The sequence below is a fragment of the Nioella ostreopsis genome (assembly GCF_004000255.1).
Lineage (GTDB): Bacteria > Pseudomonadota > Alphaproteobacteria > Rhodobacterales > Rhodobacteraceae > Nioella > Nioella ostreopsis.
This window is the reverse complement of record NZ_RCIQ01000010.1, coordinates 111,878-137,240: the sequence shown is the minus strand read 5'-3', so window position 1 is coordinate 137,240 and position 25,363 is coordinate 111,878. Positions and strand designations below refer to the sequence as shown.

Sequence of the window (25,363 nt, the reverse complement as noted above, 5' to 3'; positions counted from 1 at the left end):
CATGGGAAAACTGAGCTGTGTATCCCCGATTGACGGGGCGGTGATCGCCACCCGCGACACGCTGAGTGAAGCGGATGCCCGCGACCTGGCCGCTGCCGCCCGCGCGGCGCAACCGGCCTGGGCAGCGCGCCCGATGGACGAGCGGATTGCCTTGGTCCGAAAGGCCGTCGCGATCATCGGTGAACAACAAGACCGCATGACACGGGAGTTGGCCCTGCAGATGGGGCGCCCGATCCGCTATGGCGGCGAGTTCGGCGGGTTCAACGAGCGCGCCAGCTATATGTGCGACATCGCGGGGACGTCGCTCGCCCCGGCGGTGATCGAAGAAACCGACACGGTCCTGCGCCAGATCAAGCGCGTGCCGCTTGGCCTCGTGATGGTGATCGCGCCGTGGAACTACCCCTACATGACCGCCATCAACACCATCGCGCCGGCGCTCATTGCCGGGAATACGGTGATGCTGAAACACGCGGCGCAGACCATCCTTGTTGGCGAGCACCTGGCAGAAGCGTTCCATGCGGCTGGCGTGCCCGAAGACGTGTTCGTCAACGTCGCCCTCGATCATGACGTTACTGGCGCGCTCATCTCGGGCGGCTGCGTGGATTTCGTGAATTTCACCGGCTCCGTTGGCGGCGGGCGGATGATGGAGCAATATGCGGGGGGCACCTTTACCAGCGTCGCCACGGAACTTGGAGGCAAGGACCCGGCCTATATCCGCGCCGACGCCGATCTGGATGCGGCAGTCGATGGCGTGATGGACGGGGCGATGTTCAACTCGGGCCAGTGCTGCTGCGGGATCGAGCGGATCTACGTGGCCGAACCGCTCTTCGATGCCTTTGTGCAAAAGGCGGTTGCTCTGGTGAACCAGGCGAAACTTGGCAATCCGTTGGACCCCGAGACAACGATGGGGCCAATGGCCAGCCCGCGCTTTGCCCGCGCGGTGCGCGCGCAGATCGAGGCTGCCGTGGCCGCCGGGGCCAAGGCCCATATCGCGCCGATGGCGGGTGATGACGGAGGGGCCTATCTGACCCCACAGATCCTCACCGGAGTCACGCATGATATGGACGTGATGCGCGAAGAAAGCTTCGGCCCAGTGGTTGGCATCATGCCAGTGAAGGACGACGAAGAGGCAATCCGGCTGATGAACGACAGCCAGTATGGCCTGAGCGCCTCGATCTGGACGGCGGACGCTGCTGCGGCCGAGGCCATTGGGGACCGGCTGGAAACCGGCACCGTCTTCATGAACCGCTGCGATTACCTCGACCCGGGCCTGTGCTGGACCGGCTGCAAGGATACCGGGCGCGGTGCCGGTCTGTCTGTTCTGGGCTATCACGCGCTGACGCGGCCCAAATCCTTCCACCTCAAGAAAAAGGTCTGAGCCATGACCCTCACTGCCAACTGGTCCTATCCCACCGCTGTCCGCTTCGGAGCGGGCCGGATCAAGGAACTGCCCGAGGCCTGCGCGGCGGCGGGCATGAAACGCCCGCTTCTTGTCACTGACCGGGGGCTGGCGGATCTGCCGATCACACGGGCCACGCTTGATATCCTGGACAAAGCGGGGCTTGGCCGCGCGCTGTTTTCCGAGGTGGACCCGAACCCTAACGAGATGAACCTTGCCGCTGGCGTCGCAGCGTTCAAGGCAGGCGGCCATGACGGGGTGATCGCCTTCGGCGGCGGCTCTGGCCTCGACCTGGGCAAGATGGTTGCCTTCATGGCCGGCCAGACCCGACCGGTCTGGGACTTCGAGGATGTGGGCGACTGGTGGACCCGTGCCGATGCCGACGCGATCTTCCCGAATGTCGCTGTGCCGACCACGGCGGGAACCGGGTCCGAGGTCGGGCGGGCTTCGGTCCTGACCAATTCTCAAACGCATGAAAAGAAGATCATCTTTCATCCAAAGGTCCTGCCCTCGGTCGTGATCTGCGACCCTGAACTGACAGTCGGTATGCCAAAGCAGATCACGGCAGGCACCGGCATGGATGCCTTCGCCCATTGTCTCGAGGCCTATTGCTCGCCCCACTTCCATCCGATGAGCCAGGGCATCGCGCTGGAAGGGATGCGGCTGGTGAAGGAAAACCTGCCGCGCGCCTATGCTGATGGCACCGACCTGGAGGCCCGCGGCCAGATGATGGCTGCAGCAATGATGGGGGCGGTGGCGTTTCAGAAGGGCCTCGGCGCGATCCATGCGGTCAGCCACCCGGTCGGCGCGATCTACGGCACCCACCACGGCACCACGAACGCGGTCGTCATGCGGGCGGTTCTGGACTTCAACCGCCCCGCGATCGAAGAGCGGATCGGGAAAGCCGCCGATTACCTCGGAATCTCTGGCGGGTTCGACGGCTTCTGCGGCTTCGTGGAGGGGCTGATTGCGGATCTCGGAATTCCGTCGAGCCTGACCGGACTGGGGATCGCCGATCCTGATTTCGACGCCTTGTTGGAAGGGGCGTTGAAAGACCCTTCGACGGGCGGCAATCCGGTGGAGATGACGGCGGAAAACACCCGGCCCCTGATTGCGGCCTGTTTTTCGTAGCACAGGTTCGGATCGCCGTCGGTCCCGCGCGGCGATCCGTTGACGGGAGGTGCCCTTGATCTGCTTCGATTTCGACGGGGTCATCGCGGACAGCCATGATCTTTGGGTTGCGACTTGCCGGACGGCCTTGGCTGAAGTGGGGGTCGACCTTCCGTCCGACGCGCGCCCGTTCGCCCGGCTGCGGCCTTTGACCTTCGAGCAATTGGCACGTGACATGGGCATCGACGCACGGGCCTTCGCTGCGCGTATGGCGGAGCTGGCCCTAGCGGCACCGCGATTGCCTCCCTTGGTCCCCGGCATGGCCGAGCTTCTTCGGGAATGCGCGGAACTCGCACCCTTGGCGCTGCTCAGCTCCAGCCGTCAGCCCTTCCTTGAGGCGGTGCTGCGCCACCACGGTCTGAGCGGGCTGTTCTCAATAGTGGCTGGTGGCGGCACCGGGCAGACCAAGGCGGAAACCCTCGCAAGCTGGTCCTCGGCGCGTATCATGATCGGCGACGCCGCCAGCGATATTGACGCGGCGCGGGCCGCCGGTGTGGTGTCCATCGGGGTGACGTGGGGCTGGCAGGCGGCTGACGTGATGTCTCACGCCGATATCGTGGTCGATAGCCCGGAAGACCTGGCGGTGGCCATTCGCTCGCATCTTTCCGGTGCTCCGGGAAAAGGGGTGGGTGCAACAAAAAGATAATTATTTTGTTGTTTAATGTTGGAAAAATGTTGTTAAATGTTGGTAAGGTCGACTCGACCTTCCGTTAACAAGACTGATCCCTGGTTGGGGCACATCCGACTGCGAAACCATCGAACGGCATCAAATCCAAGGGAGAGCGGCCATGAATGTCTGTCTCACCCCCCGCGAGCGGGGACTTTCGTTCAAAGAAATCCAAGTCTCTCGAACCGGGGCCGACGCCCGCACGGTCAGTATGGATTTCATCGTTGTACCCGGGTTTTCCATGATGGCGCTGTCCTCGGTCCTGGAGCCGATCCAACGCGCCAATGCCGAGGCGGGGCGCAAGATCATCTCGTGGCGGTTGCGGTCCTGGGATGGGCAGGCTGTGTCCTGTTCGAGCGGAATGTCGGTGCCGGTGGATGGTCCGGTTCGTTCCGAGGAGGCGCCGGATTTCACCTTTGTCTGCGCCAGCCGCAAACCGGAGACCAACCTGCCTGCGCGCCTACCCGACTATATCCGCGGGCTCTGGCGGCGAGGTCGGGTGGTCGGCGGAATATGCGGCGGCACCTACGCGCTCGCAAAGGCCGGTATCCTCGCGGGACGGCGTTTCACTCTGCATTGGGAGCATCATCCGGTCTTCCGGGCCCGCTGGCCTGATCTTGATCCAAGCAACGAGGTCTATTGCATCGATGGGCGCATCGTTACCTGCGCGGGCGGGGCGGCAGCCGCGGATATGGCGCTGGAACTGATCAATGCCTGCTGCGGAGAGAAGGCGGTTTTCGCGGCCATGGAGCAATGTCTGATCGGAACCAAGCGTTCCGAGACCGCCGAGCAGACGCCCTGCATAGCTGCGCGGCTCGGCACCCGGAACGAGAACCTGCTGCGCGCGATCGAGTGGATCGAGGACAATTTCCAGACCGAGAGCGGAATTGGCAATCTTTACGACGCGGTCGGAGTTTCTCCGCGCCAAATCCAAAGACTGTTCCGCGACCATGTGGGGCTGTCGCCGCTGAAATACATGAAAGAGCGGCGCCTTCGGCATGCGCGAGCCCTCCTCGCGGAAACGGATATGAGTGTCGTGCAGATCGCCGCCCTTTGCTGCTATGAAACGACGACCTATTTCTCCGCAGACTTCCGGCGCCGCTATGGTGTCTCTCCACATCAGTTCTCGATGCTGGAAAGGCGGACTTGATCCGCCTTTCCTCGATCAGAACCTGTTCCTGTTGCCGTCAGACTGATCCCTTCTCGAGTACCAGCAACGGTGCTGTCAAAGGAAACCAGCTTGAGCCGGGCAGGTCGGTTTCGCCCTCCAGCGCCTTCAGCCTGGCGGCCTAGGGTCAGGATGCATTGATTTCGGTCGCGCTGCATGATTCACGGCTCCGAAAAGGAGCGGTGACATGAGTGATTTTTTCTGGCTGACCGAGGAACAGATGGGCAAACTTGCGCCTCTCTTCCCGAAGTCGCACGGCAAGCCAAGGGTCGATGACAGACGGGTTTTGAGTGGGATTATCTTCATCAATCGTAATCGCTTGCGCTGGCGGGATGCGCCGCGGGAATATGGCCCTCATAAAACGCTCTACAGCCGCTGGAAGCGTTGGAGCGAAAAGGGCATCTTCGCGCGAATGATGGCCGGGCTGGCGGCGGAACACGGTGAGAAGACGACCGTGATGATCGACGCGACATATCTGAAGGCCCACCGGACAGCGACCAGCATGGCCGCGAAAAAGGGGGGCGTGGCCGCCTGATCGGTCGGACCAAAGGCGGCATGAACACCAAGCTGCACGCCATCTGCGACAGTCAGGGGCGACCAATCGACCTGTTCGTTACCGCCGGACAGGTGAGCGATTACATCGGCGCACGGGCCCTGCTGAGCGGCCTGCCAAACGTCAAATGGCTGCTCGGGGATCGTGGCTATGATGCTGACTGGTTCAGAGAAGCGTTACAGGACAAAGGGATACGCGCCTGCATCCCGGGCCGCAAAAAAAACGCAAGACGCCGGTCAAATACGACAAGCGGAGATACAAACGCCGCAACCGTATCGAGATCATGTTCGGCAGGCTCAAGGATTGGAGGTGCGTCGCGACCCGCTATGACCGATGCCCCAAGGTCTTCCTCTCAGCCATTGCTCTGGCCGCGACCGTCATCTATTGGTTATGAATCCTGACCCTAGTCACCTGGAACTGTAATTCGTATCATTGACCTGATGTATATCGGGAGATGATGCGATGGTGGGGCGTTTGGCAGACGAAGTCGTTCTATGCGAGGAGGAACGCGCCTTCCTTGAAGCACAGGTTCGGCGACACAAGGCGGCACGGTCGCTCTCGGACCGGTGCAGGATGATCTTGCTCTGCGCGGAAGGGCTTCAAAGCAAGGAGGTTGGTGCGCGGCTCGGGGTGCATGAGCACACTGTTGGCAAGTGGCGCAGGCGGTTTGTGAAGGACCGGATCGAGGGTTTGACCGACGAATACCGCCCCGGTCGGCCACGCACTGTATCGGACGATCAGGTTGCCGCGGTAATCGAACGCACGTTGAACAGCACGCCGAAGGATGCCACCCATTGGTCGATCCGATCGATGGCCGCAGCAACGGGCCTGTCGCATACGACAGTCCGGCGCATCTGGGCCGCCTTCGGCCTTCAGCCGCATCGGAGCGAGACGTTCAAACTCTCGACCGATCCGCTGTTCGTCGACAAGGTGCAGGACATCGTCGGCCTTTACATGGCGCCGCCGAACCGGGCTATCGTGCTGTGTGTAGATGAAAAATCGCAGATCCAGGCGCTGGACCGCGAACAGCCGGTGCTGCCGATGGCGCCGGGTGTCGCCGAACGCAGAACTCACACATACATTCGACACGGCACGACCTCGCTGTTTGCCGCGCTCGACATCGCCACGGGGGCGGTGATCGGCAAATGCTACAAACGGCATCGGGCGACCGAGTTCCTCGACTTCCTCAAGAAGATCGACGCGGCCATGCCGAACGGGCCGGAGGTGCATCTGGTGATGGACAACTATGCCACGCACAAAACGCCGCGCGTCAAGGCGTGGCTGGCGCGCCGCCCGCACTGGCATGTGCATTTCACCCCCACCTCGGCCAGCTGGATCAACCAGGTGGAGCGTTGGTTCGCCGAGTTGACACGCAAGCAACTGCAACGGGGAGTCCACCGATCTACCGCCGAACTGGAGGCTGACATTACCGCCTTCATCGAGGCGCATAACGAGAATCCAAAGCCATACCGATGGGTCAAATCAGCTGACGAAATCCTCGCATCCGTCAAGCGGTTCTGCCAGCGGACACAGCAAAACCTATGTGCCGAACTTTAGATTCGGATGACTAGGCTCAAGTTTCAAGTGCAACACCTGCAGCCCGCAGGGCATAGGATGTTGCGATGGACAGACGAAGCGAGCGCCTCAACAGTGAGGAACGTGGCGTGATATTCGCCGAGCATCAACGGGGCAACAGTCAGTGCGGCATCGGCAGACTTCCTCGCCGCCTACAATTTCGCACGCAGGCTCAAGACGATGAATTGCCTCACGCCATACGAATACGTCTGCAAGGTCTGGACTTCAGAGCCAGACAGATTCATCGTCGATCCGATCCACCAAATGCCGGGACTGAACACCTAGCAATGCGCTATGGGCAAGAGGCGGCGGCTGCGCGCCCCCGCAACCAAAAATCTAATGCAATGTCATATGCTTACACGCCGCCTAAGGGCGGGCGTTTGCGTTCTGGGACCCCGCGCGCAGAGATCGTCTGTTGCGCCCTCCCGAAACAAAAAAATCACCATACATCAGATTCTTACACGCCGCCCGAGGGCGGTGTTTTGCGCTCCGGACAAAGCCGCCGAAGCACGCCAAACCTGAAACAGCCTTGCCAATCCACGCCAGCCGAGACCCTATGACGACACAGTGCCAAAAAAACACAGGCAAAAGCAGAATGACAAACAAACACGCAACCACCCACGACGCCAAAGAGGATCTCCGCAACCTCGATATCGGGATCTATGTAAATGGAGAGATCGTCCATCGGGATGAGGCCAAGGTCTCGGTCTATGATTCCGGCTTCATGCTGGGGGATGGCATGTGGGAGGGGATGCGGCTTTACGATGGGGTCTGGGCCTTTTTCGACGAGCATATGGACCGCTTCTTCGACAGCTGCAAAGCCGTCAGCCTTGATCCCGGCATGGATCGGGCCGGGATTGCGGAGGCGCTGCGTCTGACGGCGGAGGCCAACGGGATGACCACCGATGTGCATTGCCGTCTGATGCTGACCCGAGGTGTGAAGGTGAAACCGTTTCAGCACCCCTCGCTCAGCCGCTCGGGGCCGACGCTGGTGATCATCATGGAGCATTCGAAACCGGTGGACCGTCTGCAATCGTCAGGGATCCGGCTGGCAACCGTGCCGCAGGTGAGGGGGCTGCCGCATAGCCAGGATGCCAAGTTCAACAGTCATTCCAAGCTGAATTGCGTCATCGCCTGCTTGCAGGCTGAAGCTGCCGGGGCGGATGAGGCGCTGATGCTCGACCCGCATGGCTTCGTGAACACCACCAATGCCTGCAATTTCTTCATCGTCAGGAAAGGCGAGGTTTGGACCTCGACGGGCGACTATTGCATGAACGGGGTGACGCGTCAGAAGGTGATCGACCTGTGCCGTGCCAATGGCATCCCGGTGCGCGAGAAGAATTACTCGCTTTACGAAGCCTATGGCGCCGATGAGGCCTTCCTGACCGGCACCTTCGGGGCACAGACGCCGGTCGCCTCGATTGATGGAAAACCCATCGGGTCTGGCGAAAGACCGGTCACGGCGCGCATCCGGGCGCTGTACAAGGCGGCCATCGCGGCACATGTGGCCGAGCGCAAAGGCATTGCCCTGTGACGTCATGCGGCTTGAGCCTTGAGGGAAAACCGGGGTAACTGGACCCATGACACGTTCCGACCGTTCAAATCGCCCCGAAATTCGCCGGACCAGCCGATCGCTGCCGATTGCCCTGTTGCGCGCGCGCGAAACCGTGATGGGCCCGATCCGGGAGATGCTGGCGCAAAGCGGCATCAATGAGCAGAAGTGGCGCGTGCTGCGGGTTCTGGACGAGGAAGGTCCGATGGAGCAGACGGCGCTGGCGGCGCGGGCCTGCCTGCTTCTGTCGAGCCTGACGCGGATTTTGAAGACGATGGAGGGCGAGGGGCTGCTGACCCGCGCCTCGGACCCGGGTGACCGGCGCAAGTCCATCGTCAGCGTGACCGACAAGGGGCGCGGGCTGATCCGTACGCACCTGCCGCAGGCCGAGGCGATTTTCGCCGCGCTGACCGCGCGCTATGGGGCCGAGCGGATGGAAGAGCTGCTTGACCTGCTGGAAGAGCTGCACGGGATGGCGGACTGACCGGGAGCGGTTTCGCCGCCTTCGGCGCCGACCCGGGAGCGAGCCTCCTCACCCTCCCTTGCGGGAGGGATCGTCGGCCCGCGTTGCCACGGACGATCCGAGAGGGCTGTGCCCCGTGACAGGGGGCGGGGCAGGTGTCTGCCGAGGGATGCCTCCGGCGGGAGTATTTGGCGCCAAGAAGAAGACCTTCAGAGCGATCGGAAGCCCGCGTCGAGGGCGGCAAGGATCGTGTCGACATCCGCCTCGGTCAGGATGAGCGGCGGCGACATGATGATGTTGGGCCCCGAGACACGAACCATGGCGCCGTGATCATAGGCCACCTCCTGCACCTTGGCGGGCATCGCCTTGTCGGGGGCCCTGGTGGCGCGGTCCGAGACCACTTCGATTGCGGTCATGAGCCCGTGGCCGCCGCGCACGTCGCCGATCATCTGGTGGCGGTCCATGAGCTTCTGCACCCCCGCGAAGAGCTGCGCGCCGCGGGCGGCGGCGTTGGCGGGGACATCGAGGCGGATGGTTTCGTGAAGGCAGGCGATGGCCGCCGCCGCGCCGACGGGGTGGCCGGAATAGGTGTAGCCATGGCCGATGGCGGCGGCGCCGGTGGCGTCTTGCTCGAAGACCTCGGCGACCGTGTCCGACAGCATCACCGCGCCGAAGGGGAAATAGCCGTTGGTGATCGCCTTGGCGGTGCACATCATGTCGGGTCGCACGCCCCAGTGGCGGCTGCCGGTCCAGTCGCCGCTGCGCCCGAAGGCGGTGATGACCTCGTCGGCGATGAGCAGGATGCCGTGACGGTCGCAGATCTCGCGCACCTGGGGCATGAAGCTTTCGTGCGGGACGATGACGCCGCCCGCACCCAGGATCGGCTCCATGATGAAGGCGGCGATGGTGCCTGCGCCCTGGAAGGCGATCTCGTCCTCGAGCGCCGCCGCGCAGAGGGCGGCAAGGCGCGCGGGGTCGGTTTCCCCGAACGGATTGCGGTAGGGGTAGGGGGCCGGGATGTGGAAGCAGCCGGGCAGGAGCGGCTCGTACTGTGTGCGGAAATTGGCGTTGCCATTCACGGAGGCGCCGCCGAAATGGGTGCCGTGATAGCCCTTCTTGAGGCTGAGGAACTTGGTGCGCGCGGGCTCGCCCCGGACCTTGTGATATTGCCGCGCGAGGCGCAGCGCTGTTTCCACGCTGTCCGACCCGCCCGAGGTGAAGAAGGCGCGGGACAGCCCGTCGGGGGCGAAGAACTCGGCCAGCATCACGGACAGCTCGATCACCGCGTCGTTCGAGGTGCCCCGGAAGGTGGAATAATAGGGCAGCACGTCCAATTGCCGCGCGATGGCGTCCTTCACCGGCTGGCAGGAGAAGCCGAGGTTCACGTTCCACAGGCCCCCCACGGCGTCGATGGTTTCGTGCCCGTCGATGTCGCGGATGCGCACGCCCTCGGCCCCGGTGATGATGCGTGGCGGGTGGGCCAGGCTGTCGGCGGGATGGGCCATCGGGTGCCACAGGTGGCGGGCGTTCATTTCCTTGAGGAAGTTGGAATCTTTCATGGCGCGGTCTCCGGTCCGGCTTGGGCGGCCCATGCGGCGGCCAGCGCGGGCGGGATGGTGCCGCCCCAGTTGGCGCTGATGGTCCGGGCTGCCTTGATGAGTTCGGTGAGGATGATGGTCTGAAGCTCCGGCGTGACGCGCGAGGACACGGCCGCCACGGCCACGGCCCCGGCGATGCTGGAGCTGTCGAAAAGCGGCGCGGCGAAGCCGGTGACGCCGGTCTCGAAGGTCTGGTCCGACATGGCGATGCCCGCCGCGCGGGCGCGGGCGACGGCGGCGGCGAGCTCCTCGGGGCTGCGGGCGGTGGTTTCGGTATAGGCGGGCATGGCGGCCAGCGCCCGGGCCATCAGATCGCCCCCGCCGAAGGCGAGCGCGGCGATGCCCGAGGCGGTCGCGTGCAGGGGTAGGCGGGGTTCGTGCAGCACCACGCGGGCCGAATACTGGGGTGCCTCGTGATGGGCGAGCGTGGTCAGCCCGGTCGCGTCGAGCAGCGAGGCATGGGCGGTTTCGCCGGTGGCCTCGGCCAGCCGGGGCAGGGCCACGCGCAGGCCCGCGCGGCGCGGCAGCGTCACCTCGCGCATATGGGCAAGGCGCAGGACGGCGGGGCCGATGCGGTAGGCGCGAGTGGTCGGGTTCTGTTCCAGAAGCCCCGCCGATTCGAGCGCCGAGAGGTGGCGGAAGGTCGTTGCCTTGTCGCGGCGGGCGAGTCGGTGGAAATCGCTCAGCCCGATCTCGGGCCGGTCGAGCGAGAAGAAATCCAGCAATTCCATCGCCTTTGCGATCGTGGACATGGGGCCTCCTGTCGCGCGGTGCGGGCCGCGCCTTGCAAAAAGGATTGACGGGGATTGGTTCGCAATGCAAGCTGTTTTTGAACCATAGGTTTATATAATGAACCAATACATCAGGGAGTGCAACATGAACAGAATGCTCAAGACCGTCTGCGCGGCGGCCCTGGCGACGGTGGCCCTGGGCGGGCTGGCGGCGGCGGATTACCCCGAACGCCCGGTGGAATTCGTGGTGCCCTGGCCGCCGGGCGATCTGGAGGACGTGCTGACGCGGATGATCGCGGAAGATTTCCAAGAGGCTTACGGCGTGCCTGCGGCGGTGGTGAACCGGCCGGGCGGCGGCGGCGGGCCGTTCCCGGGCGCGATTTCCGTGGCGACGGCACCGGCGGATGGCTACACCATCGGCTCCTTCATCATCGCGATCCCGACCGTGGGGCCGAACCTGGGCATTCCAGAGCTCAGCCCCGACCCGTTCGAACCCGTGGGCATCTTCCTGACCTATCCTTTCGTGATCGCAGCGAGCGCCGATGCGCCCTATTCCACGATGGAGGAACTGGCGGCCCATGCGCAGGACAATGACGTGACGCTTGGCCATTTCGGTGCGCCACTGGTGCCGACGCGGGTGACGATGGCGCTGGCGGCCTCGCAAGGCTTCAGCTTCGCCTCGGACGCGGCCTTCGATGCGCTGGATTGCAACACGCTGGCCTCGGGCGATGCGGATGTGATCAACACCACGCTGCAACTAATCCTGCCATGCCTGGACAGCGTGACCGTGCTGGCCTCGATCGGGGCGGAGCGGATCAGCCTGACGCCCGACGCCCCCACGGTGGCGGAGCTTGACCCCTCGCTGAACGTGGCGCTGTGGAACGGGCTCTTCGTGCATCGCGACACTCCGCAGGAGGTGCGCGACCGGATCGCGGAAGTGGCACAGGCCACGGTGATGAGCGAGCGGGCGCAGGCGCTGGCGGCGGAGACCGGCGCGCTGGTTTACTGGCAGGATGCGGCCGCGGCGACGGCACAGATCGAGGCCGATATCGAGACGCTCGGCACGATTTCGGGCATGCTCGACTGATCTTCTGCGCAGGCCGGGGCTTTCGGGGTCCGGCCTGCGATTTTTCTCGAAAGATCGGGGCAGGCCGGATGGATCGGTTTCAGACACTCCAGCAGATGTTCAAGCGCTATCGGCGGCCGGGCGATCTCGTCTTCGCCACGGTCTTCCTGCTGTTCGCCACCTGGCTTGCCAGCCAGCTGCAGACCCAGACCGTCTGGGCCAACGGTCAGCATCTTTTCGCGCAGCCCCGGTTCTGGCCTGCGGTGGGTGTCTTCGGCATGGTCCTGTTCGGCGCGCTGCATTTCCTGGGCTCGCTGGCCTCTGACCGTATCCCCGGGCGCTGGCCCGAGGTGCTGGCCTGGGTTCGGGCGCTGGAATTCGTGGGCTGGTTCCTGGCCTATGTCTGGCTGGTGCCGTGGGCGGGCTACTTGCTGGCGACGCTTCTCTTCATGGGGGCGCTGACCATCCGCATGGGCTACCGCGACGGGCGCATGATCGCGGCCGCGCTGGCGACGGGGCTGGGGATCGTGCTGCTCTTTCGAACAGCCCTGCAGGTGCGGCTGCCGGGCGGGCAGCTCTATCATCATCTGCCCGATGGCCTGTCCACCTTCATGCTGACCTGGTTCTGAGGCCCCGCGATGGATCTTCTTCTTTCCAGCCTCGGCACACTTGCCCGGCTCGACGTGCTTCTGGCGCTCCTGGTGGGCTCCATCGGGGGCGTCATCATCGGCGCCATTCCCGGCGTAGGCGCGGCGGTGGCCATTGCCATCCTGCTGCCCGCGACCTTCAGCTTCGATCCCATCGTGGGGCTGACTGTGCTTCTGGGCATCTACGGCTCGTCCATGTATGGCGGCGCGATCCCGGCGATCCTGATCAACACGCCCGGCACGGCGGTGAACGCGCTGACCACCTATGACGGCTATCCGATGACGCAGAAGGGGCAGGCGCGGCGGGCATTATCGCTGGCCTATTCGGCCTCCTTCTTCGGGGGCATCCTGTCGATCCTGTGCCTGATCCTTTTGTCGCCCGTGCTGGCCTGGATCGCGCCCATGTTCGGCAGCCGCGAGATCTTCCTCGCCGCGCTTCTGGGTATCATCCTCGTCGTGCTGGCGCATCGCGGGCAGGTCTTTGCCGCCGGAATGCTGGCCAGTTTCGGCATCTTCCTCAATTCCGTGGGGCTGGAGCCGGTGCGCTATTCGCGCCGCTACGCCTTCGATCAGAGCTGGCTGGCCTCGGGCGTCGATCTGATCGTGGTTGTGCTGGGGCTCTTCGCCCTCTCACAGGCCTTCATGCTGCTGGTCGACAAGGACGACGCGCCCAAAGCGCAGCGGGTGGAGGGGAGCCTCTTTTCCGGCCTGAAGGAGCTTTTTCGCTTCAAGCGGGTGGCGACCGTGTCCTCCGGCTTCGGCGTGTTGATGGGGATGATCCCCGGCGTGGGCGAGTTCACGGCGCAGTTCCTGAGCTACACCTACGCGCGGCGCACGTCGAAGACGCCCGAAGAGTTCGGCAAGGGCAGCCCCGAGGGGCTGATTGCCTCGGAGGCCGCCAACAATGCCGTGCCGGGTGCGGCCATGATCCCGCTTCTGGCGCTTGGCATTCCGGGCGAGGCACTGACCGCGATGATGCTGTCGGTTTTCTACGTGCACAACGTGGTGCCGGGGCCGGGGCTCTTCCAGAACGACATGGATTTCGTGGTGGCGCTCTATATCGTGATGCTGCTGCTGAACGTGATCGTTCTGGGCTTCCTGATGTTTTCCACCAACCTGCTCACGAAAATTATCCAGGTGCCGACGCGGTTTCTGGGCGTGGTGATCCTGACGCTCAGCTTCGTGGGGGTCTACAGCCTGCGCAATTCCTTCACCGATTGCGCGATTGCCAGCGCCTTCGGGGTGCTGGGGCTGATCCTGAAGCGGCTCAACCTGCCGGTGGTGCCGATCATCCTTGGCATGGTTCTGGGCGGCATCATGGAGGTGAAGCTTCGGTCGGCCATGGCCCGCGTCCGCACGCCCTGGGACATGATCGACCGGCCGATCGCTTTCATCCTCTTCTGCGCGATCCTGCTGGTGATCGGGCTGCATATCCGCACGCTGGTCAAGGAACACCGGGCGCGGGCGGAAGAGCCCGACCACGACATTCACGATTCCCACACGAGGTAAGCCATGGATCAGGCCAGCATCGACACGCTGCGGGCGCAGCCGGTTCCCGCACAGGGGCATCTGATCGGGGGGCAGGTGGTGCCTGCCTCGGATGGGGGCGTGATGGAGACGAGTTCCCCTATCGACGGGCGCGTGCTGACCACGCTGGCCAAGGGCACGGGCGCGGATGTGGCGCGGGCCGTGGCGGTCGCGCGCGAGGCGTTCGAGGACGGGCGCTGGTCGCGCCAACCCCCTGCCGCGCGGAAGAAGGTCATGCTGAAATGGGCCGAACTGATCGAGGCCGAGGCGCTGGCGCTGGCCGTCATGGGCGTGCGCGAGAACGGCACCGAAATCGCCATGGCCTACAAGGCCGAAGCCGGGTCGGCGGCGGCCACGATCCGTTATTACGCCGAGGCCATCGACAAGCAATATGGCGAAATCGCCCCGACGGCTGAGAACGTTCTGGGCCTCGTGCACCGAGAGCCGGTAGGCGTGGTGGGGGCCATCGTGCCGTGGAATTTCCCGCTGATGATCGGGGCATGGAAACTGGCGCCTGCCCTCGCGGCGGGCAATTCCGTGGTGCTGAAACCGGCGGAAACGGCCTCGCTCACGCTTCTGTGCATCGCGGCGCTGGCACTGGAGGCGGGGCTGCCTCCGGGGGTGCTGAACGTGGTGACGGGCGAGGGCCCGGTGGTGGGCGAGGCGCTTGGCCTCTCCATGGGCGTTGACGTGCTGGCCTTCACCGGCTCGGGCGCGACGGGGCGGCGGCTCTTGGATTACGCGGCGCGGTCCAACCTCAAGCGCTGCTACCTGGAGCTTGGGGGCAAATCGCCCAATGTGGTCTTCGCCGATGCGCCGGATCTGGCGCTTGCGGCCAAGGTCTCCGCTGCGGGGATCTTCCGCAATGCGGGGCAGGTCTGCGTCGCGGCCTCGCGCCTGCTGGTGGAGAACAGCATCCACGACGAATTCGTCGCGGCGCTGGTCTCGGCGGCGGAGGCGTTCCGGGTGGGCGATCCGCTGTCGCTGGAGACCCAGATCGGCGCGGTGCATTCGGAACGGCAACTTGCGCAGAACCTGCGGTTTGTGGAAGAGGCCGAGGCGGAGGGCGCGCAGAGGCTGACCGGCGGTGGCCGTGTCCTGACGGACACCGGTGGCACCTACATGGCGCCCACGGTCATGGCAGGGGTCGCGCCCGACACACGGCTGGCGCAGAACGAGGTCTTCGGCCCGGTTCTGGCGGTGACGCCCTTCAGGACCGAGGAAGAGGCCGTCCGGCTGGCCAATGGCACCGACTATGGCCTTTCCTCCGGCATCTGGACGCGCGATCTGTCCCGCGCGCATCGGATGATCCGGGCCATCCGCGCGGGCGTGGTGCATGTGAACACCTATGGCGGGGCGGACCTGACCGTGCCCCTTGGCGGCGTTGGGCAATCCGGCAATGGAAGCGACAAGTCGCTGCATGCGCTGACGAAATATGAAAACCTGAAAACGGCGTGGATCCAGCTGTGAGCGGGGGGACGATGGCGGACAAGACCATTCTGGTGGTGGGCACCTACGACACCAAGGACGACGAGCTGCTCTACATGGCTGACCGCATCCGCGCGCAGGGGGGTGGGGTGCTGACCATGGATGTCTCGGTTCTGGGCGATCCCTCGCAGCCCACGGATATCTCCAAGCATGACGTCGCCGAGGCGGGCGGGTCTAGTATTGCGGCTGCGATAGCGGCGGGCGATGAGAACACCGCGATGCAGATCATGGCGCGTGGGGCTGCGGCGCAGGCGGCGAAGCTATGGGCCGAAGGGCGGTTCGACGGGGTGGTGGTTCTGGGCGGGTCCATGGGCACGGACCTGGCGCTCGACCTGTGCAGCGCCCTGCCGCTTGGGGTGCCGAAATACATCGTCTCGACGGTGGCCTTTTCCACCCTGATCCCGGCCGAGCGCCTGCCCGCCGATATCCAGATGATCCTCTGGGCCGGGGGGCTTTACGGGCTGAATTCGGTCTGCAAATCCTCGCTCAGCCAGGCGGCGGGCGCGGTTCTGGGGGCGGCGCGGGCGGTAGAGGCGCCAGACCGGTCGAAGCCGCTCATTGGGATGACCAGCCTTGGCAAATCGGCGCTGCGATACATGGTCTACCTGAAGCCCGAACTGGAGGCGCGCGGATACGAGGTCGCCGTGTTTCATGCCACTGGCATGGGCGGACGCGCGTTTGAATCGCTCGCCGCGCAGGGCGCTTTTGCTGCCGTCTTCGATTTCTGCACGCAGGAACTTGGCAACCACACCCATGGCTCGGACGTAACGGCGGGGTCCGACCGGCTGACCAATGCGGGGCGCGCGGGCATCCCACAGCTGGTCTCGACCGGCTGCTATGACCTGGTGGACCTGGCCGGATGGCGCGGCATCCCCGAGAAATGGACCGACCTGCCGAGTCATGCGCATAACCGGCTCATCACCTCGGTGGTGCTGGATGCCGAGGGGGTGCGCGCGGTCGCCCGCGCGCATGGCCGGGCACTGGCGGAGGCCAGGGGCGAAACCGTGCTGCTGTTGCCGCTTGGCGGCTGCGGCGAATGGGACCGGCCGGGTGCAGACCTGCACAATCCCGAAGGCCTCGCGGCCTTCTGCGAGGAGATGCGTGTAAGCTGCCCTGCCAATGTGCGGCTGGAAGAGATCGACGCCCATATCAACGATGAGGCATTTGCCACGAGGGCGCTTGAGATCTTCGATGGCTGGCGGGTACGCGGCCTGGCGTGACGCGATGCGCGCGGTTTGATCCTGGCGGGGGAAGGGCCTTCGAAGGCCCTTGTTTAAGCGGTTTCGAAACCGCTTCCCACCCGGATCAGAGGGAGCGCACCAGATCAGGCTTGACTCCCCATACGTATTTGCTTAACAAAGCAAGTAAATAACGGGAGTCCAGAGTGCCACATATCACCGTCGAGTATTCGCCCAACATGGAGGAGCGCGCCGACATGGCTGCGCTGTGCGATGTGCTCCGGCAGGCCGCCATCGACACCGGCATCCTGCCCATGCCCGGTATTCGCGTGCGTGCCATCCGCGCCACCCATGTCAGCATTGCCGACGGCGATCCGCAGCATGGCTATGTCGACATCAGCCTGCGCCTGCGCGCGGGTCGGTCGGATGAGGCCAAGCGCGCGGCCACCGCCCATATCTTCGCCGCCGCCGAGGCGTTCCTTGCGCCGGCCATGGCGATCCATTCCATCGCGCTCTCGTTCGAGATGCGCGACATCGACCCCGATCTCAGTCCCAAGACGGGCACGATCCGCGACCATCTGCCGAAGGAGCGCCCATGACGGACCTTGCCACCCATGAGGCCAAGCTTGCGGGCTACCTCGCCCGGTTCCGCGACACGGGCGTTCTGAACCAGATCGGCGGCGAGGCTCGGCCCGCCGCCTCGGGCGCCAGTTTCGACAATCATTCGCCGGTGGACGAAAGCTTCATCTGCCGCGTGGCGCGGTCGGGGGCAGAGGATGTGGACGCGGCGGCGCAGGCTTCCAAGGCGGCCTTTCCCGCCTGGCGCGACCTGCCCGCAACCGAGCGCAAGGCCATCCTGCACCGCATCGCCGACGGCATCGTCGCGCGGGCCGAGGAAATCGCGCTCTGCGAATGCTGGGACACGGGGCAAGCCTATCGGTTCATGTCGAAGGCGGCCCTTCGTGGCGCCGAGAACTTCCGCTTCTTCGCCGACCGCGCGCCTTCGGCCCGCGACGGGCAGGCGCTGCCCTCGCCCACGTTGATGAACATCACGACCCGCGTGCCCATCGGCCCCGTGGGGGTGATCACGCCGTGGAACACGCCCTTCATGCTGTCCACCTGGAAGATCGCGCCCGCACTGGCCGCAGGCTGCACCGTGGTGCACAAGCCCGCCGAGTTCAGCCCGGTGACCGCGCGCATCCTGATGGAGATCGCCGAAGAGGCGGGGCTGCCGCCGGGCGTGTGGAACCTGGTGAACGGCTTTGGCGAGGATGCGGGCCGCGCGCTGACCGAGCACCCCGACATCCGGGCCATCGCCTTCGTGGGCGAATCCAGAACCGGCTCGATGATCATGAAACAGGGGGCGGATACGCTCAAGCGCGTGCATTTCGAACTGGGGGGCAAGAACCCCGTGATGGTCTTCGAGGATGCCGATCTCGACCGCGCGCTCGATGCGGTGATCTTCATGATCTATTCGCTCAATGGCGAGCGCTGCACCTCGTCCTCGCGGCTGCTGATCCAGGACAGCGTGGCCGACGGCTTCCTTGAAAAGCTGGCCGCCCGGGTGCGCAACCTGCGGGTGGGCAATCCGCTCGATCCGGCCACCGAAGTGGGCCCGCTCATCCACAAGACCCATTTCGACAAGGTCTGTTCCTATTTCGACAAGGCCCGCGCCGAGGGGGCCGAGATCGCCATTGGCGGCAAGCGGGCGGGCGATCTGGGCTGGTTCGTTCAACCGACGCTCTTCACCCGGGCCACCAATGACATGGCCATCGCGCAGGAGGAAATCTTCGGCCCCGTGCTGACCGCGATCCGGTTCAAGGATGAAGACGAAGCGCTGCAGATCGCCAATGACATTCCCTACGGGCTGACCGGCTATGTCTGGACCAATGACATCACCCGCGCCCTGCGGATCACGGATCGGCTGGAGGCCGGGATGATCTGGGTGAACTCCGAAAACGTGCGTCACCTGCCGACGCCCTTCGGTGGCGTGAAGGCCTCGGGCATCGGGCGCGACGGCGGGGACTGGAGCTTCGAGTTCTACATGGAACAAAAGCATATTGGCCTCGCCACCGGCCAGCACCACATTCCGCGCCTTGGAGCGTGAGAGGGGGAGGAAAAGAGATGGGAGAGATCGTTCTCGCCGCCAAGATGACCCATGTGCCCACCATGCTCATGTCCGAGCAGGACGGGCCCATAAAGGGCAAACGGCAGGCCGCCATCGACGGCCATCGGGAGATTGCGCGGCGCGCCCGGGCGCTCGGGGCCGACACTGTGGTGATCTGCGACACCCATTGGGTGATCAACGCGGGCTTCCACATCAACGCGAATGCCCGCTTCGAGGGGCTCTTTACCTCGAACGAGTTTCCGCAGTTCATCCAGAACCTGCCCTATGGCTATGACGGAAACCCCGCGCTCGGCGATGCGATCGCGGCAGAGGCCTCGGCCCGCGGCGTTCATACGCTGGCCCATCACCTCGACAGCCTGGAACTGGAATACGGCACGCTGGTGCCGATGCGTTTCATGAACCGGGAGCACGAGATGAAAGTTGTCTCGGTTGCGGCTTGGTGCACGGTGCATGACCACCAGGAAAGCCGCGTCGTGGGCGAGGCCATTCGCGCCGCGGTCGAGGCCTCCGACAGCAAGGTGCTGCTGGTCGCGTCGGGCTCGCTCAGCCACAAGATCTGGGCCAACAGGGACTATGCCGCCAATAACGGCACCTTTACCATCAGCTCCGAGTTCAACCGCCAGATGGATCTGCATGTGCTGGACATATGGCAGCGGGGTGATCACGCGACATTCCTGAAGATGCTGCCGGACTATGCGCAATTCTGCTGCGGGGAAGGGTCCATGCATGACACGGCCATGCTCTACGGGGCGCTTGGTTGGGACAGCTATGACAAGCCCTGCGAGGTGGTGACGGAGTACTTCCCAAGCTCCGGCACTGGTCAGACCAATGTGATCTTTCCTGTACGCTGACCGCCAAGAAGGATTTTCCAGAAAATCCTTCGCAGGCTGTGAAACAGAATTTTCCGGAAAATTCTGCCAGAACTGAGGCTGGAAAAACTCTTCTGGAAGAGTTTTCCAGCCTATGTGTCATCCCAACAGAGCTTCAATCCGCGCCAATGTCGCCGTGCTGACCGCAACACCCTCGGAGGCCGCCCTGATCCGCTTGGATTTGCGCCCATCCCCGGGCAGGCGGGCGCCGTCCTGTGCATGGATGGCGTCGGTGAGCGCCGCAATCCGCTCGGCAAAGCCGCCGCCAGATGTCGCGCCGGGGTCGATGGCAATGAAGAACTGGCCGGTCTTGGGCGGCCCGCCCGCGGTGCCGGAAAAGGGCGAGGCATCCTTGCCAAGCGTCGCGCCCGCCAGCGCCGCCGCCATGGTTTCCACCAGCAGTGCCACGCCAACCCCCTTGTAGCCGCCCGATGGCGCCATGGACCCTTTCAGCCCGACCTCGGGGTCGGTCGTCGGGTTGCCGTCCGCATCCAGCGCCCACCCGACCGGGATCGGCTTGCCTTCACGCGCATGTTTCATGACCTCGCTTTTCGCAATGGTGCTGGCCGACTGGTCGATCATGATGGCGGGCTGACCATCCGGCCCCGGCACGGCAAGAGAGAACGGGTTGGTGCCGACCACCGGTTTCGACCCGCCCGAAGGCGCAATCGACGCGGGCGCATTGGTAAAGCCCAAACCGACCAGCCCGGCCTCGGCCAGTCGGGTGGTGTGATAGCCCAGAACGCCACAATTATAGCTGTTGCGGACGGCCAGCGCCGCGATGCCCTGTTCGCGGGCCAGCGGGATCAATTCGCCGAAGCCCATGTCGATGGCCGCATGGGCAAACCCGGTCGCCGCATCGACGGTGATCACGCCGGGGCGGGGGATGTCCATGACGGGTTTGGCTTGCCCGTCCACCTTCCCGCATTGCACATGTTCCGCGTAGATCGGGATATAGGCGAGGCCGTGGCTCGCCACCCCGTCGGCCTCGGTCGCGGCGGTGGCGATGGCCAGCGGTCGGGCATTCTCGGGGCTGGTGCCAGCGGCCACAAGGGCACGGAAAGAGAGATCCTCGATCTCGTCCAGGGTCATGGTGCGGGTGTCTGACATCTCTCTCTCCTCAATCATTGTCTGTCAGGCCCGCCCCGGCCCCGGCAAGGCGCGAGGCCTCGGTCGCGGGCGCGCGGGTGCGGGCGGCGTAGATGCCGAGCGAGACCAGGATCATCTGGTCGGTTTCGGCGCGGCTGTGTCTGGGCGTTTCCGCCAGCAAAGGTCCACCAAGGGTCAGGACTACGTCCGACATCGGCGGTGGCGGGGCATCGAGGGCGACGGCGTCGCCATCTGCGACCGCCTGGCCGCTATCCCAGCTCAGGGTCACTGGCTGCTCAAATTCCCGGGCGATGGAGGCCGCGAAGGGCAGAAGGAAGACGGGCAGGGCGACGCGGGTCAGGGTCAGCGGCAAGGAAGCGGCTTTGCCGAGGTCCGACAGGGCCGCCCCGCAGGCAACCGGGCAAAGCCAGCCCTCAGCCCCGTGCCAGTCGCCATCCAGCCGCTCCGGCCCGGTCTGTGCATGGCCCTCCTCGTCATGGCGGAAAAGCAGCGCGACCAGCGGATCACAGGCGTCTATGCCGCGCGCGCAAAGCCAGCGGGTGGCCTTCGCGGCCTCCTCTGCCATGCCCCAGCACAACCCCGCGCCCTTTGCCGCCGTCTTGGCAAGGCTTTCGGTCTCGTTGAGGGATAGGCTCATGCGCCGGCCTCTGGGTAGACCCAGAAATCGGCGTTATCCTCGGTCAGCTCGGGCGGGTACGGCGCGCCTGCGAACATGGTGATGCGGATCCAACGGTCGGACCGGGGATCGAAGCTGGTCGCGCCGAAGAAGGACAGCTTTGCGCGCAGCATGTCGATGGGCAGCATATCCGCCCCGATGGTGTTGTCGCGGATCTCTCCATAGGGGGCCTTGGCGGCGATCTGGACACGACGGGCGCTGTGGCGGTGTTCGGGGTGTTTCAGAAGGAAGGCGGCCAGCGGGGTGTCGCCGGGCCAGTCGCCCAGATCCGCATGCAACAGGGCCGCGTCGCGCCCCGGTGCAAGGGGTTGTTCATAGGGCGCAATCGGCTCCTCGTGTCGCTGCCCGAGCCGGGGTTCGAGCTTTTCCTCGGACACGTACCAGGCCCGCGCGGTGGCCTCCGGGGCGGTCCAGTCCGTTTCCAGCGCCCATGGAAACTGCTGTTCGATCAGGGTCTTGACCTGATGCAGGGGCATGGAGCCATCAATGCGGAACCCGGCCTGTTCCACGGCAGCCATGCAGGGGCCTAGCCCGTCGATGATGTCGCCATAGGGTTCAAGCATCAGCGAGACCAGCAATTCCTGCCCCTCAAGCGACAAGGACCCTTCGGCCCATGTAAGGAGCGTGTCCCACGGATGATCGGCGTCGAGCCCTTCCGCGACATGCGGCAGCACGCGTGCCAGATCGGCCCGAAGAGCCGCAAGTCTCGCCAGTTGAATCGGGTGTTCGGTTCGCCAGCGCTGAACCGCCTTGGCACTTCTGGTCAGAAGATCGCGGAACAGCGCAATCTCCGACGCCGTGGCGGAGGGCAGGGCGCGCACCCGCGCCAGTGCCGTTTCGCGCACCAGTATCCAGTTGTTCACCAGCATCGGGTGATTGACCAGAAACGGCGCCATGCCAAGCCCGGTGGAGTTGCCGATGCCGAGGCGGCGCGCAAGGGCGGGGTCCAGCGCCACGGCATTCTCGCCGCCCTGCACCCGGGCCATGTGTTCGACCATGTCGCGCACGAACCAGCGGGTCAGGTAGACCGACAGCATTTCCGCCTGGAAAGGTGCCGCCATCTCGGGGCGGTCGGCGATCACCTCGCGGTCGGCAGCGCCGAACTTGCCAGAGCCGTAAACAGCCGTCGTGCGCATCAAATAGCCCACCTCGGTGATCACATCCGGGTCGGGCTGCTGCCCTGTGGCCAGTCGGTCCACCACATGTGTCCACAGCCTGACGGACCGATTGGCCCGTGAAAGGGAGAGTTCACTTTCACTTATGCGACCTGCCTCCTGCACCGGCACATTTCGGGACAGCCTGGCGATATCGTCCCGGTCGGGCACCCCGTCAAACAGAGCGAATGTCGCGTCCCAGGCCTCGGCGATCACCCGGTCGGACCGCAGGTGGTCGGGCAGATCATGGGCGAAGGCGACCAGAGAATAGGTTCGTTCGGGGCCTTTCGCGCAATAGACCGCGTGACCGACGCCCCTGTCGTCGATTTCGAACGCGGCCCGCGAAAACCGCCAGCCCTCGCTGGAAAGCCTGCGGGTGAGCTGCCGCATGAAACTGAGCCTGCATTGGTGCAACGACCCCAGACGCGCCAGCCGCATCACCTGTTCCGGCGGGCGCAAGGCGCATGCGCTGAAGTCTTTCATGTCTGCGTGTTCGGTCATCGCGCTGTCCTCCAACCCCGGTGCAGCTTGGCGGCCGCGGCGGGCAAGGTCAAACGCGCATCCGACATCTTACCCTGCGATAGGCGACACGATCCGGTGCCCTGGCATGTGCCAGAGCCTGACGAATGTCACCGGCGCGTCAAGGCCCCACGTGCTGCGTTCCAGCGTCAGAAGCGGAGTGCCTTCGGCGACATCCAGTGCGCGGGCCTCGTCCGGGCCGCAGGGCTGCGCCGAGATCGCCAGTTCGCCCCGTGCGACCGGGACCGTTTCCAGTAGCCATTCATTGGCGCTTTTGCGGCTGAAATCATGGTGTTCCGCCTGAGGTACGGCGGCAAGGTTGATCCAGCGATCTTCCAGAACATAGGGGGCACCGTCGGCCAGGTGGATTGCAGAAAGATGCAGGGTGCGGGCGGCTTCGCCAAGCCCGAGCGCATAGGCAACGCGCGCGGGGGGGCGCAGGATGCCTTGGGTCAGCAGAGCATAGCCGTAGCGCTGGCCGCCCGCTTCAATCTCCTGCCGGATGACCGGGATCTCGATGACCGCCTTGCCGACCGGGTGCAGCGCCACGCGCGTCCCCGATTTGCGGCGGCGTTCCACAAGTCCCGCCCCGGCCAGTTCCCGAAGCGCCCGGTTCACGGTGGTCCGTGCACAGCCGAATTCGGTGGCGAGGTCGGCCTCGTTCGGGATCAGGTCGCCGGGCTTCCATTGGCGGGCGCGGATGCGGCGACGCACCTCGTCCTGCACGCCCTGCCATGTATTGGTGTCGCTCATGTGGCGGCCCGAAGGTCTTTAACCGCTGCCCTGTAGGCTGCTTCGATGGCGTCGCGGTGGATATGGCGGCCCTCGCGCACCATGTGACGTCCCGCCGACCAGACGTCGCGCACCATGCGGTCGTCGCCCGCGAAGATGTAGCTGTCGAGGATCGTGTCGCCGGTCATGCCCTCAAGGTCCGGGTGGCTGGTGTCGAGCGTGAGCATATCGGCCCAGGTCCCGGCGGCAAGCGCCCCGGTCTGCCGCCCGGCCGCGCCTGCACCGCCCGAGTTGACGGCCTCGAACAACCTGCGCCCGGTGGAGTGGTCCGGCGTGGCGAGGGCCGCGCGGGAATGGTCGCGCAGGCGCTGGCTAGTGTCGAGCTGGCGCAGCTCCTCAGCCAGCGCGATACGGATATTGCTGTCGGACCCTATGGCGATGCGCCCGCCTGCGTTCATCCATCTGACCCCGTCGAAAATACCGTCCCCGAGGCTGGCCTCGGTCAGCGGGCAAAGCACGGCCGTGGCACCGGACCGGGCGAGCCCCTTGGTTTCGTGCGGCTCCATCTGCGTGCAGTGGATGAAATGCCAGTGTTGCTCGGGGGTGAGCGTGTCCAGCACCCATTCGACGGGCCGTTTGCCGGTGGCGGCCAGAACCTCCTCCACCTCGGCCTTCTGTTCGGCGAGGTGCATGTGGATCGGCCCGCCGCTGGCCAGCCCGATCACCTCGCGCAGGGCGTCTGCCGGGGCGGCACGCAGCGAATGGGGAGCGATCCCGAAGCCCCAGTCGGCGGGACCATCAGCAATCTGCGCGCGGGCGTCTTGTGCCAGCCGTGCGAAGCGGTCAGCGTCGTTGCCGAAGCGCTGCTGGCCCGAGGTCAGCCCGCGTCCGTCCAGCCCGCCGGTCTGGTAGAAGACCGGAAGCAGCGTCAAACCGATGCCCGACAGATCCGCCGCTGCCGTGATCCTGTCGCTGAGTTCGGAGAGCCGCGCATAGGGCACGCCGCCGGGCTGGTGGTGCAGATAGTGAAATTCCACATTGGTGGCATAGCCTGCCTCCAGCATTTCCATCTGTACGAAAGCGGCAATCGCCTGCACCTGTTCGGGCGTGATCCGGTCGAGGAAGCGGAACATCAGTTGCCGCCAGGTCCAGAAACTGTCGCTTGGGTCGGGGCCGCGGCGCTCGGTCAGCCCGGCCATGGCGCGCTGGAAGGCGTGGGAATGGGCGTTGGCCGGGGCGGGCAGAAGGCACCCCACCCGCGTGCCCTGCGGCGCGGCACCCGGCGTGACGCTGACGATGCGGCCCTCCTCCAGCGTGACCAGCACGTTCTGCTGCCAGCCATCGGGGGTCAGCGCGGTTTCGGCCCAGACATGTTCCATGGTCAAATCCCTGC

Annotated in this window: 22 protein-coding genes and 2 pseudogenes; 17 read left to right on the top strand and 7 right to left on the bottom strand. The window is 65.0% G+C overall.

All coding sequences use genetic code 11. The annotated features are described in order from the left end of the window. Position 1 precedes the first annotated feature (1 nt). From EP237_RS12240 to hpaR, 9 genes and pseudogenes are all read left to right on the top strand, one after another. Complete coding sequence (locus EP237_RS12240; protein ID WP_127561181.1) at positions 2–1,378, top strand: aldehyde dehydrogenase family protein; 1,377 nt, start codon at positions 2–4, stop codon at positions 1,376–1,378. Between the two features lie 3 nt (positions 1,379–1,381). After that, positions 1,382–2,530, top strand: a complete 1,149-nt coding sequence (locus EP237_RS12235; RefSeq protein WP_127561180.1) for an iron-containing alcohol dehydrogenase — start codon at positions 1,382–1,384, stop codon at positions 2,528–2,530. Between the two features lie 55 nt (positions 2,531–2,585). Beyond that, a complete protein-coding gene (locus EP237_RS12230; protein WP_164744694.1) occupies positions 2,586–3,215 on the top strand; it encodes an HAD family hydrolase in 630 nt (209 codons plus the stop codon). Between the two features lie 142 nt (positions 3,216–3,357). Beyond that, on the top strand, positions 3,358–4,386 hold the full coding sequence (locus tag EP237_RS12225; RefSeq protein WP_127561178.1) for a GlxA family transcriptional regulator: 1,029 nt from the start codon (positions 3,358–3,360) through the stop codon (positions 4,384–4,386). A 205-nt stretch (positions 4,387–4,591) separates the two neighbouring features. Next, positions 4,592–5,351: pseudogene (locus tag EP237_RS12220) on the top strand (IS5 family transposase). A gap of 68 nt (positions 5,352–5,419) precedes the next feature. Continuing rightward, positions 5,420–6,514 carry an IS630 family transposase gene (locus tag EP237_RS12215; protein WP_127561177.1) on the top strand — a complete coding sequence of 365 codons (1,095 nt, stop codon included), beginning with the start codon at positions 5,420–5,422 and terminating at the stop codon, positions 6,512–6,514. 153 nt (positions 6,515–6,667) lie between these two features. Then, positions 6,668–6,817, top strand: a pseudogene (locus EP237_RS12210) (IS481 family transposase); the annotation flags it as partial. Positions 6,818–7,127: 310 nt separating this feature from the next. Further along, entirely contained in the window at positions 7,128–8,066 is a 939-nt protein-coding gene (locus EP237_RS12205; RefSeq protein ID WP_127561176.1) for an aminotransferase class IV, read from the top strand. Between the two features lie 46 nt (positions 8,067–8,112). Next, positions 8,113–8,568: a homoprotocatechuate degradation operon regulator HpaR gene (gene hpaR / locus EP237_RS12200; RefSeq protein WP_127561175.1), complete on the top strand. Its 456-nt coding sequence runs from the start codon at positions 8,113–8,115 to the stop codon at positions 8,566–8,568. A 188-nt stretch (positions 8,569–8,756) separates the two neighbouring features. Here the strand turns inward: hpaR and EP237_RS12195 are convergent, their stop codons facing one another. Beyond that, complete coding sequence (locus EP237_RS12195; RefSeq protein ID WP_127561174.1) at positions 8,757–10,106, bottom strand: aspartate aminotransferase family protein; 1,350 nt, start codon at positions 10,104–10,106, stop codon at positions 8,757–8,759. Next, entirely contained in the window at positions 10,103–10,897 is a 795-nt protein-coding gene (locus EP237_RS12190; protein ID WP_127561173.1) for an IclR family transcriptional regulator, read from the bottom strand. Before EP237_RS12190 ends, EP237_RS12195 begins: the two co-directional genes overlap by 4 nt. A gap of 124 nt (positions 10,898–11,021) precedes the next feature. On the opposite strand from EP237_RS12190, the gene EP237_RS12185 reads away from it, so the two are divergent. The 8 genes from EP237_RS12185 to hpaD all read left to right on the top strand — a co-directional run bounded on the left by EP237_RS12185 (position 11,022) and on the right by hpaD (position 19,761). Beyond that, on the top strand, positions 11,022–11,963 hold the full coding sequence (locus EP237_RS12185) for a tripartite tricarboxylate transporter substrate-binding protein (protein WP_127561172.1): 942 nt from the start codon (positions 11,022–11,024) through the stop codon (positions 11,961–11,963). 68 nt (positions 11,964–12,031) lie between these two features. Next, on the top strand, positions 12,032–12,571 hold the full coding sequence (locus EP237_RS12180) for a tripartite tricarboxylate transporter TctB family protein (protein WP_127561171.1): 540 nt from the start codon (positions 12,032–12,034) through the stop codon (positions 12,569–12,571). Between the two features lie 9 nt (positions 12,572–12,580). Next, positions 12,581–14,098: a tripartite tricarboxylate transporter permease gene (locus EP237_RS12175; RefSeq protein ID WP_127561170.1), complete on the top strand. Its 1,518-nt coding sequence runs from the start codon at positions 12,581–12,583 to the stop codon at positions 14,096–14,098. A 3-nt stretch (positions 14,099–14,101) separates the two neighbouring features. Beyond that, positions 14,102–15,586 carry an aldehyde dehydrogenase family protein gene (locus tag EP237_RS12170; RefSeq protein WP_127561169.1) on the top strand — a complete coding sequence of 495 codons (1,485 nt, stop codon included), beginning with the start codon at positions 14,102–14,104 and terminating at the stop codon, positions 15,584–15,586. Positions 15,587–15,597: 11 nt separating this feature from the next. After that, positions 15,598–16,824: a Tm-1-like ATP-binding domain-containing protein gene (locus EP237_RS12165; protein WP_127561168.1), complete on the top strand. Its 1,227-nt coding sequence runs from the start codon at positions 15,598–15,600 to the stop codon at positions 16,822–16,824. Between the two features lie 164 nt (positions 16,825–16,988). Further along, entirely contained in the window at positions 16,989–17,381 is a 393-nt protein-coding gene (locus EP237_RS12160; protein ID WP_127561167.1) for a 5-carboxymethyl-2-hydroxymuconate Delta-isomerase, read from the top strand. Then, positions 17,378–18,889, top strand: a complete 1,512-nt coding sequence (hpaE, locus tag EP237_RS12155) for a 5-carboxymethyl-2-hydroxymuconate semialdehyde dehydrogenase (RefSeq protein ID WP_127561166.1) — start codon at positions 17,378–17,380, stop codon at positions 18,887–18,889. Before EP237_RS12160 ends, hpaE begins: the two co-directional genes overlap by 4 nt. Positions 18,890–18,906: 17 nt before the next feature. Further along, positions 18,907–19,761: a 3,4-dihydroxyphenylacetate 2,3-dioxygenase gene (gene hpaD, locus EP237_RS12150; RefSeq protein ID WP_127561165.1), complete on the top strand. Its 855-nt coding sequence runs from the start codon at positions 18,907–18,909 to the stop codon at positions 19,759–19,761. 117 nt (positions 19,762–19,878) lie between these two features. On the opposite strand, the gene EP237_RS12145 is transcribed toward hpaD, so the two are convergent. The 5 genes from EP237_RS12145 to EP237_RS12125 form a co-directional block, all read right to left on the bottom strand. Next, complete coding sequence (locus EP237_RS12145; protein WP_127561164.1) at positions 19,879–20,889, bottom strand: Ldh family oxidoreductase; 1,011 nt, start codon at positions 20,887–20,889, stop codon at positions 19,879–19,881. Between the two features lie 10 nt (positions 20,890–20,899). Beyond that, on the bottom strand, positions 20,900–21,526 hold the full coding sequence (locus EP237_RS12140) for a DUF3726 domain-containing protein (RefSeq protein ID WP_127561163.1): 627 nt from the start codon (positions 21,524–21,526) through the stop codon (positions 20,900–20,902). Continuing rightward, entirely contained in the window at positions 21,523–23,220 is a 1,698-nt protein-coding gene (locus EP237_RS12135; RefSeq protein ID WP_240661615.1) for a hypothetical protein, read from the bottom strand. Before EP237_RS12135 ends, EP237_RS12140 begins: the two co-directional genes overlap by 4 nt. A 69-nt stretch (positions 23,221–23,289) precedes the next feature. Beyond that, the gene (locus tag EP237_RS12130) at positions 23,290–23,991 is read right to left on the bottom strand and encodes a GntR family transcriptional regulator (protein WP_127561162.1); all 702 of its coding nucleotides are present in this window, start codon (positions 23,989–23,991) and stop codon (positions 23,290–23,292) included. Continuing rightward, complete coding sequence (locus tag EP237_RS12125; RefSeq protein ID WP_127561161.1) at positions 23,988–25,349, bottom strand: formimidoylglutamate deiminase; 1,362 nt, start codon at positions 25,347–25,349, stop codon at positions 23,988–23,990. Before EP237_RS12125 ends, EP237_RS12130 begins: the two co-directional genes overlap by 4 nt. Positions 25,350–25,363: the final 14 nt, after the last annotated feature.

Coding starts and splice junctions, on each gene's coding strand:
- hpaE (WP_127561166.1), top strand. CDS start 17,378: ATGACGGACCTTGCCACCCATGAGGCCAAGCTTGCGGGCTACCTCGCC.
- EP237_RS12215 (WP_127561177.1), top strand. CDS start 5,420: ATGGTGGGGCGTTTGGCAGACGAAGTCGTTCTATGCGAGGAGGAACGC.
- EP237_RS12145 (WP_127561164.1), bottom strand. CDS start 20,889: ATGTCAGACACCCGCACCATGACCCTGGACGAGATCGAGGATCTCTCT.
- EP237_RS12240 (WP_127561181.1), top strand. CDS start 2: ATGGGAAAACTGAGCTGTGTATCCCCGATTGACGGGGCGGTGATCGCC.
- EP237_RS12140 (WP_127561163.1), bottom strand. CDS start 21,526: ATGAGCCTATCCCTCAACGAGACCGAAAGCCTTGCCAAGACGGCGGCA.
- EP237_RS12170 (WP_127561169.1), top strand. CDS start 14,102: ATGGATCAGGCCAGCATCGACACGCTGCGGGCGCAGCCGGTTCCCGCA.
- EP237_RS12235 (WP_127561180.1), top strand. CDS start 1,382: ATGACCCTCACTGCCAACTGGTCCTATCCCACCGCTGTCCGCTTCGGA.
- hpaR (WP_127561175.1), top strand. CDS start 8,113: ATGACACGTTCCGACCGTTCAAATCGCCCCGAAATTCGCCGGACCAGC.
- EP237_RS12125 (WP_127561161.1), bottom strand. CDS start 25,349: ATGGAACATGTCTGGGCCGAAACCGCGCTGACCCCCGATGGCTGGCAG.
- EP237_RS12205 (WP_127561176.1), top strand. CDS start 7,128: ATGACAAACAAACACGCAACCACCCACGACGCCAAAGAGGATCTCCGC.
- EP237_RS12195 (WP_127561174.1), bottom strand. CDS start 10,106: ATGAAAGATTCCAACTTCCTCAAGGAAATGAACGCCCGCCACCTGTGG.
- EP237_RS12135 (WP_240661615.1), bottom strand. CDS start 23,220: ATGACCGAACACGCAGACATGAAAGACTTCAGCGCATGCGCCTTGCGC.
- EP237_RS12185 (WP_127561172.1), top strand. CDS start 11,022: ATGAACAGAATGCTCAAGACCGTCTGCGCGGCGGCCCTGGCGACGGTG.
- EP237_RS12165 (WP_127561168.1), top strand. CDS start 15,598: ATGGCGGACAAGACCATTCTGGTGGTGGGCACCTACGACACCAAGGAC.
- hpaD (WP_127561165.1), top strand. CDS start 18,907: ATGGGAGAGATCGTTCTCGCCGCCAAGATGACCCATGTGCCCACCATG.
- EP237_RS12225 (WP_127561178.1), top strand. CDS start 3,358: ATGAATGTCTGTCTCACCCCCCGCGAGCGGGGACTTTCGTTCAAAGAA.
- EP237_RS12190 (WP_127561173.1), bottom strand. CDS start 10,897: ATGTCCACGATCGCAAAGGCGATGGAATTGCTGGATTTCTTCTCGCTC.
- EP237_RS12180 (WP_127561171.1), top strand. CDS start 12,032: ATGGATCGGTTTCAGACACTCCAGCAGATGTTCAAGCGCTATCGGCGG.
- EP237_RS12130 (WP_127561162.1), bottom strand. CDS start 23,991: ATGAGCGACACCAATACATGGCAGGGCGTGCAGGACGAGGTGCGTCGC.
- EP237_RS12175 (WP_127561170.1), top strand. CDS start 12,581: ATGGATCTTCTTCTTTCCAGCCTCGGCACACTTGCCCGGCTCGACGTG.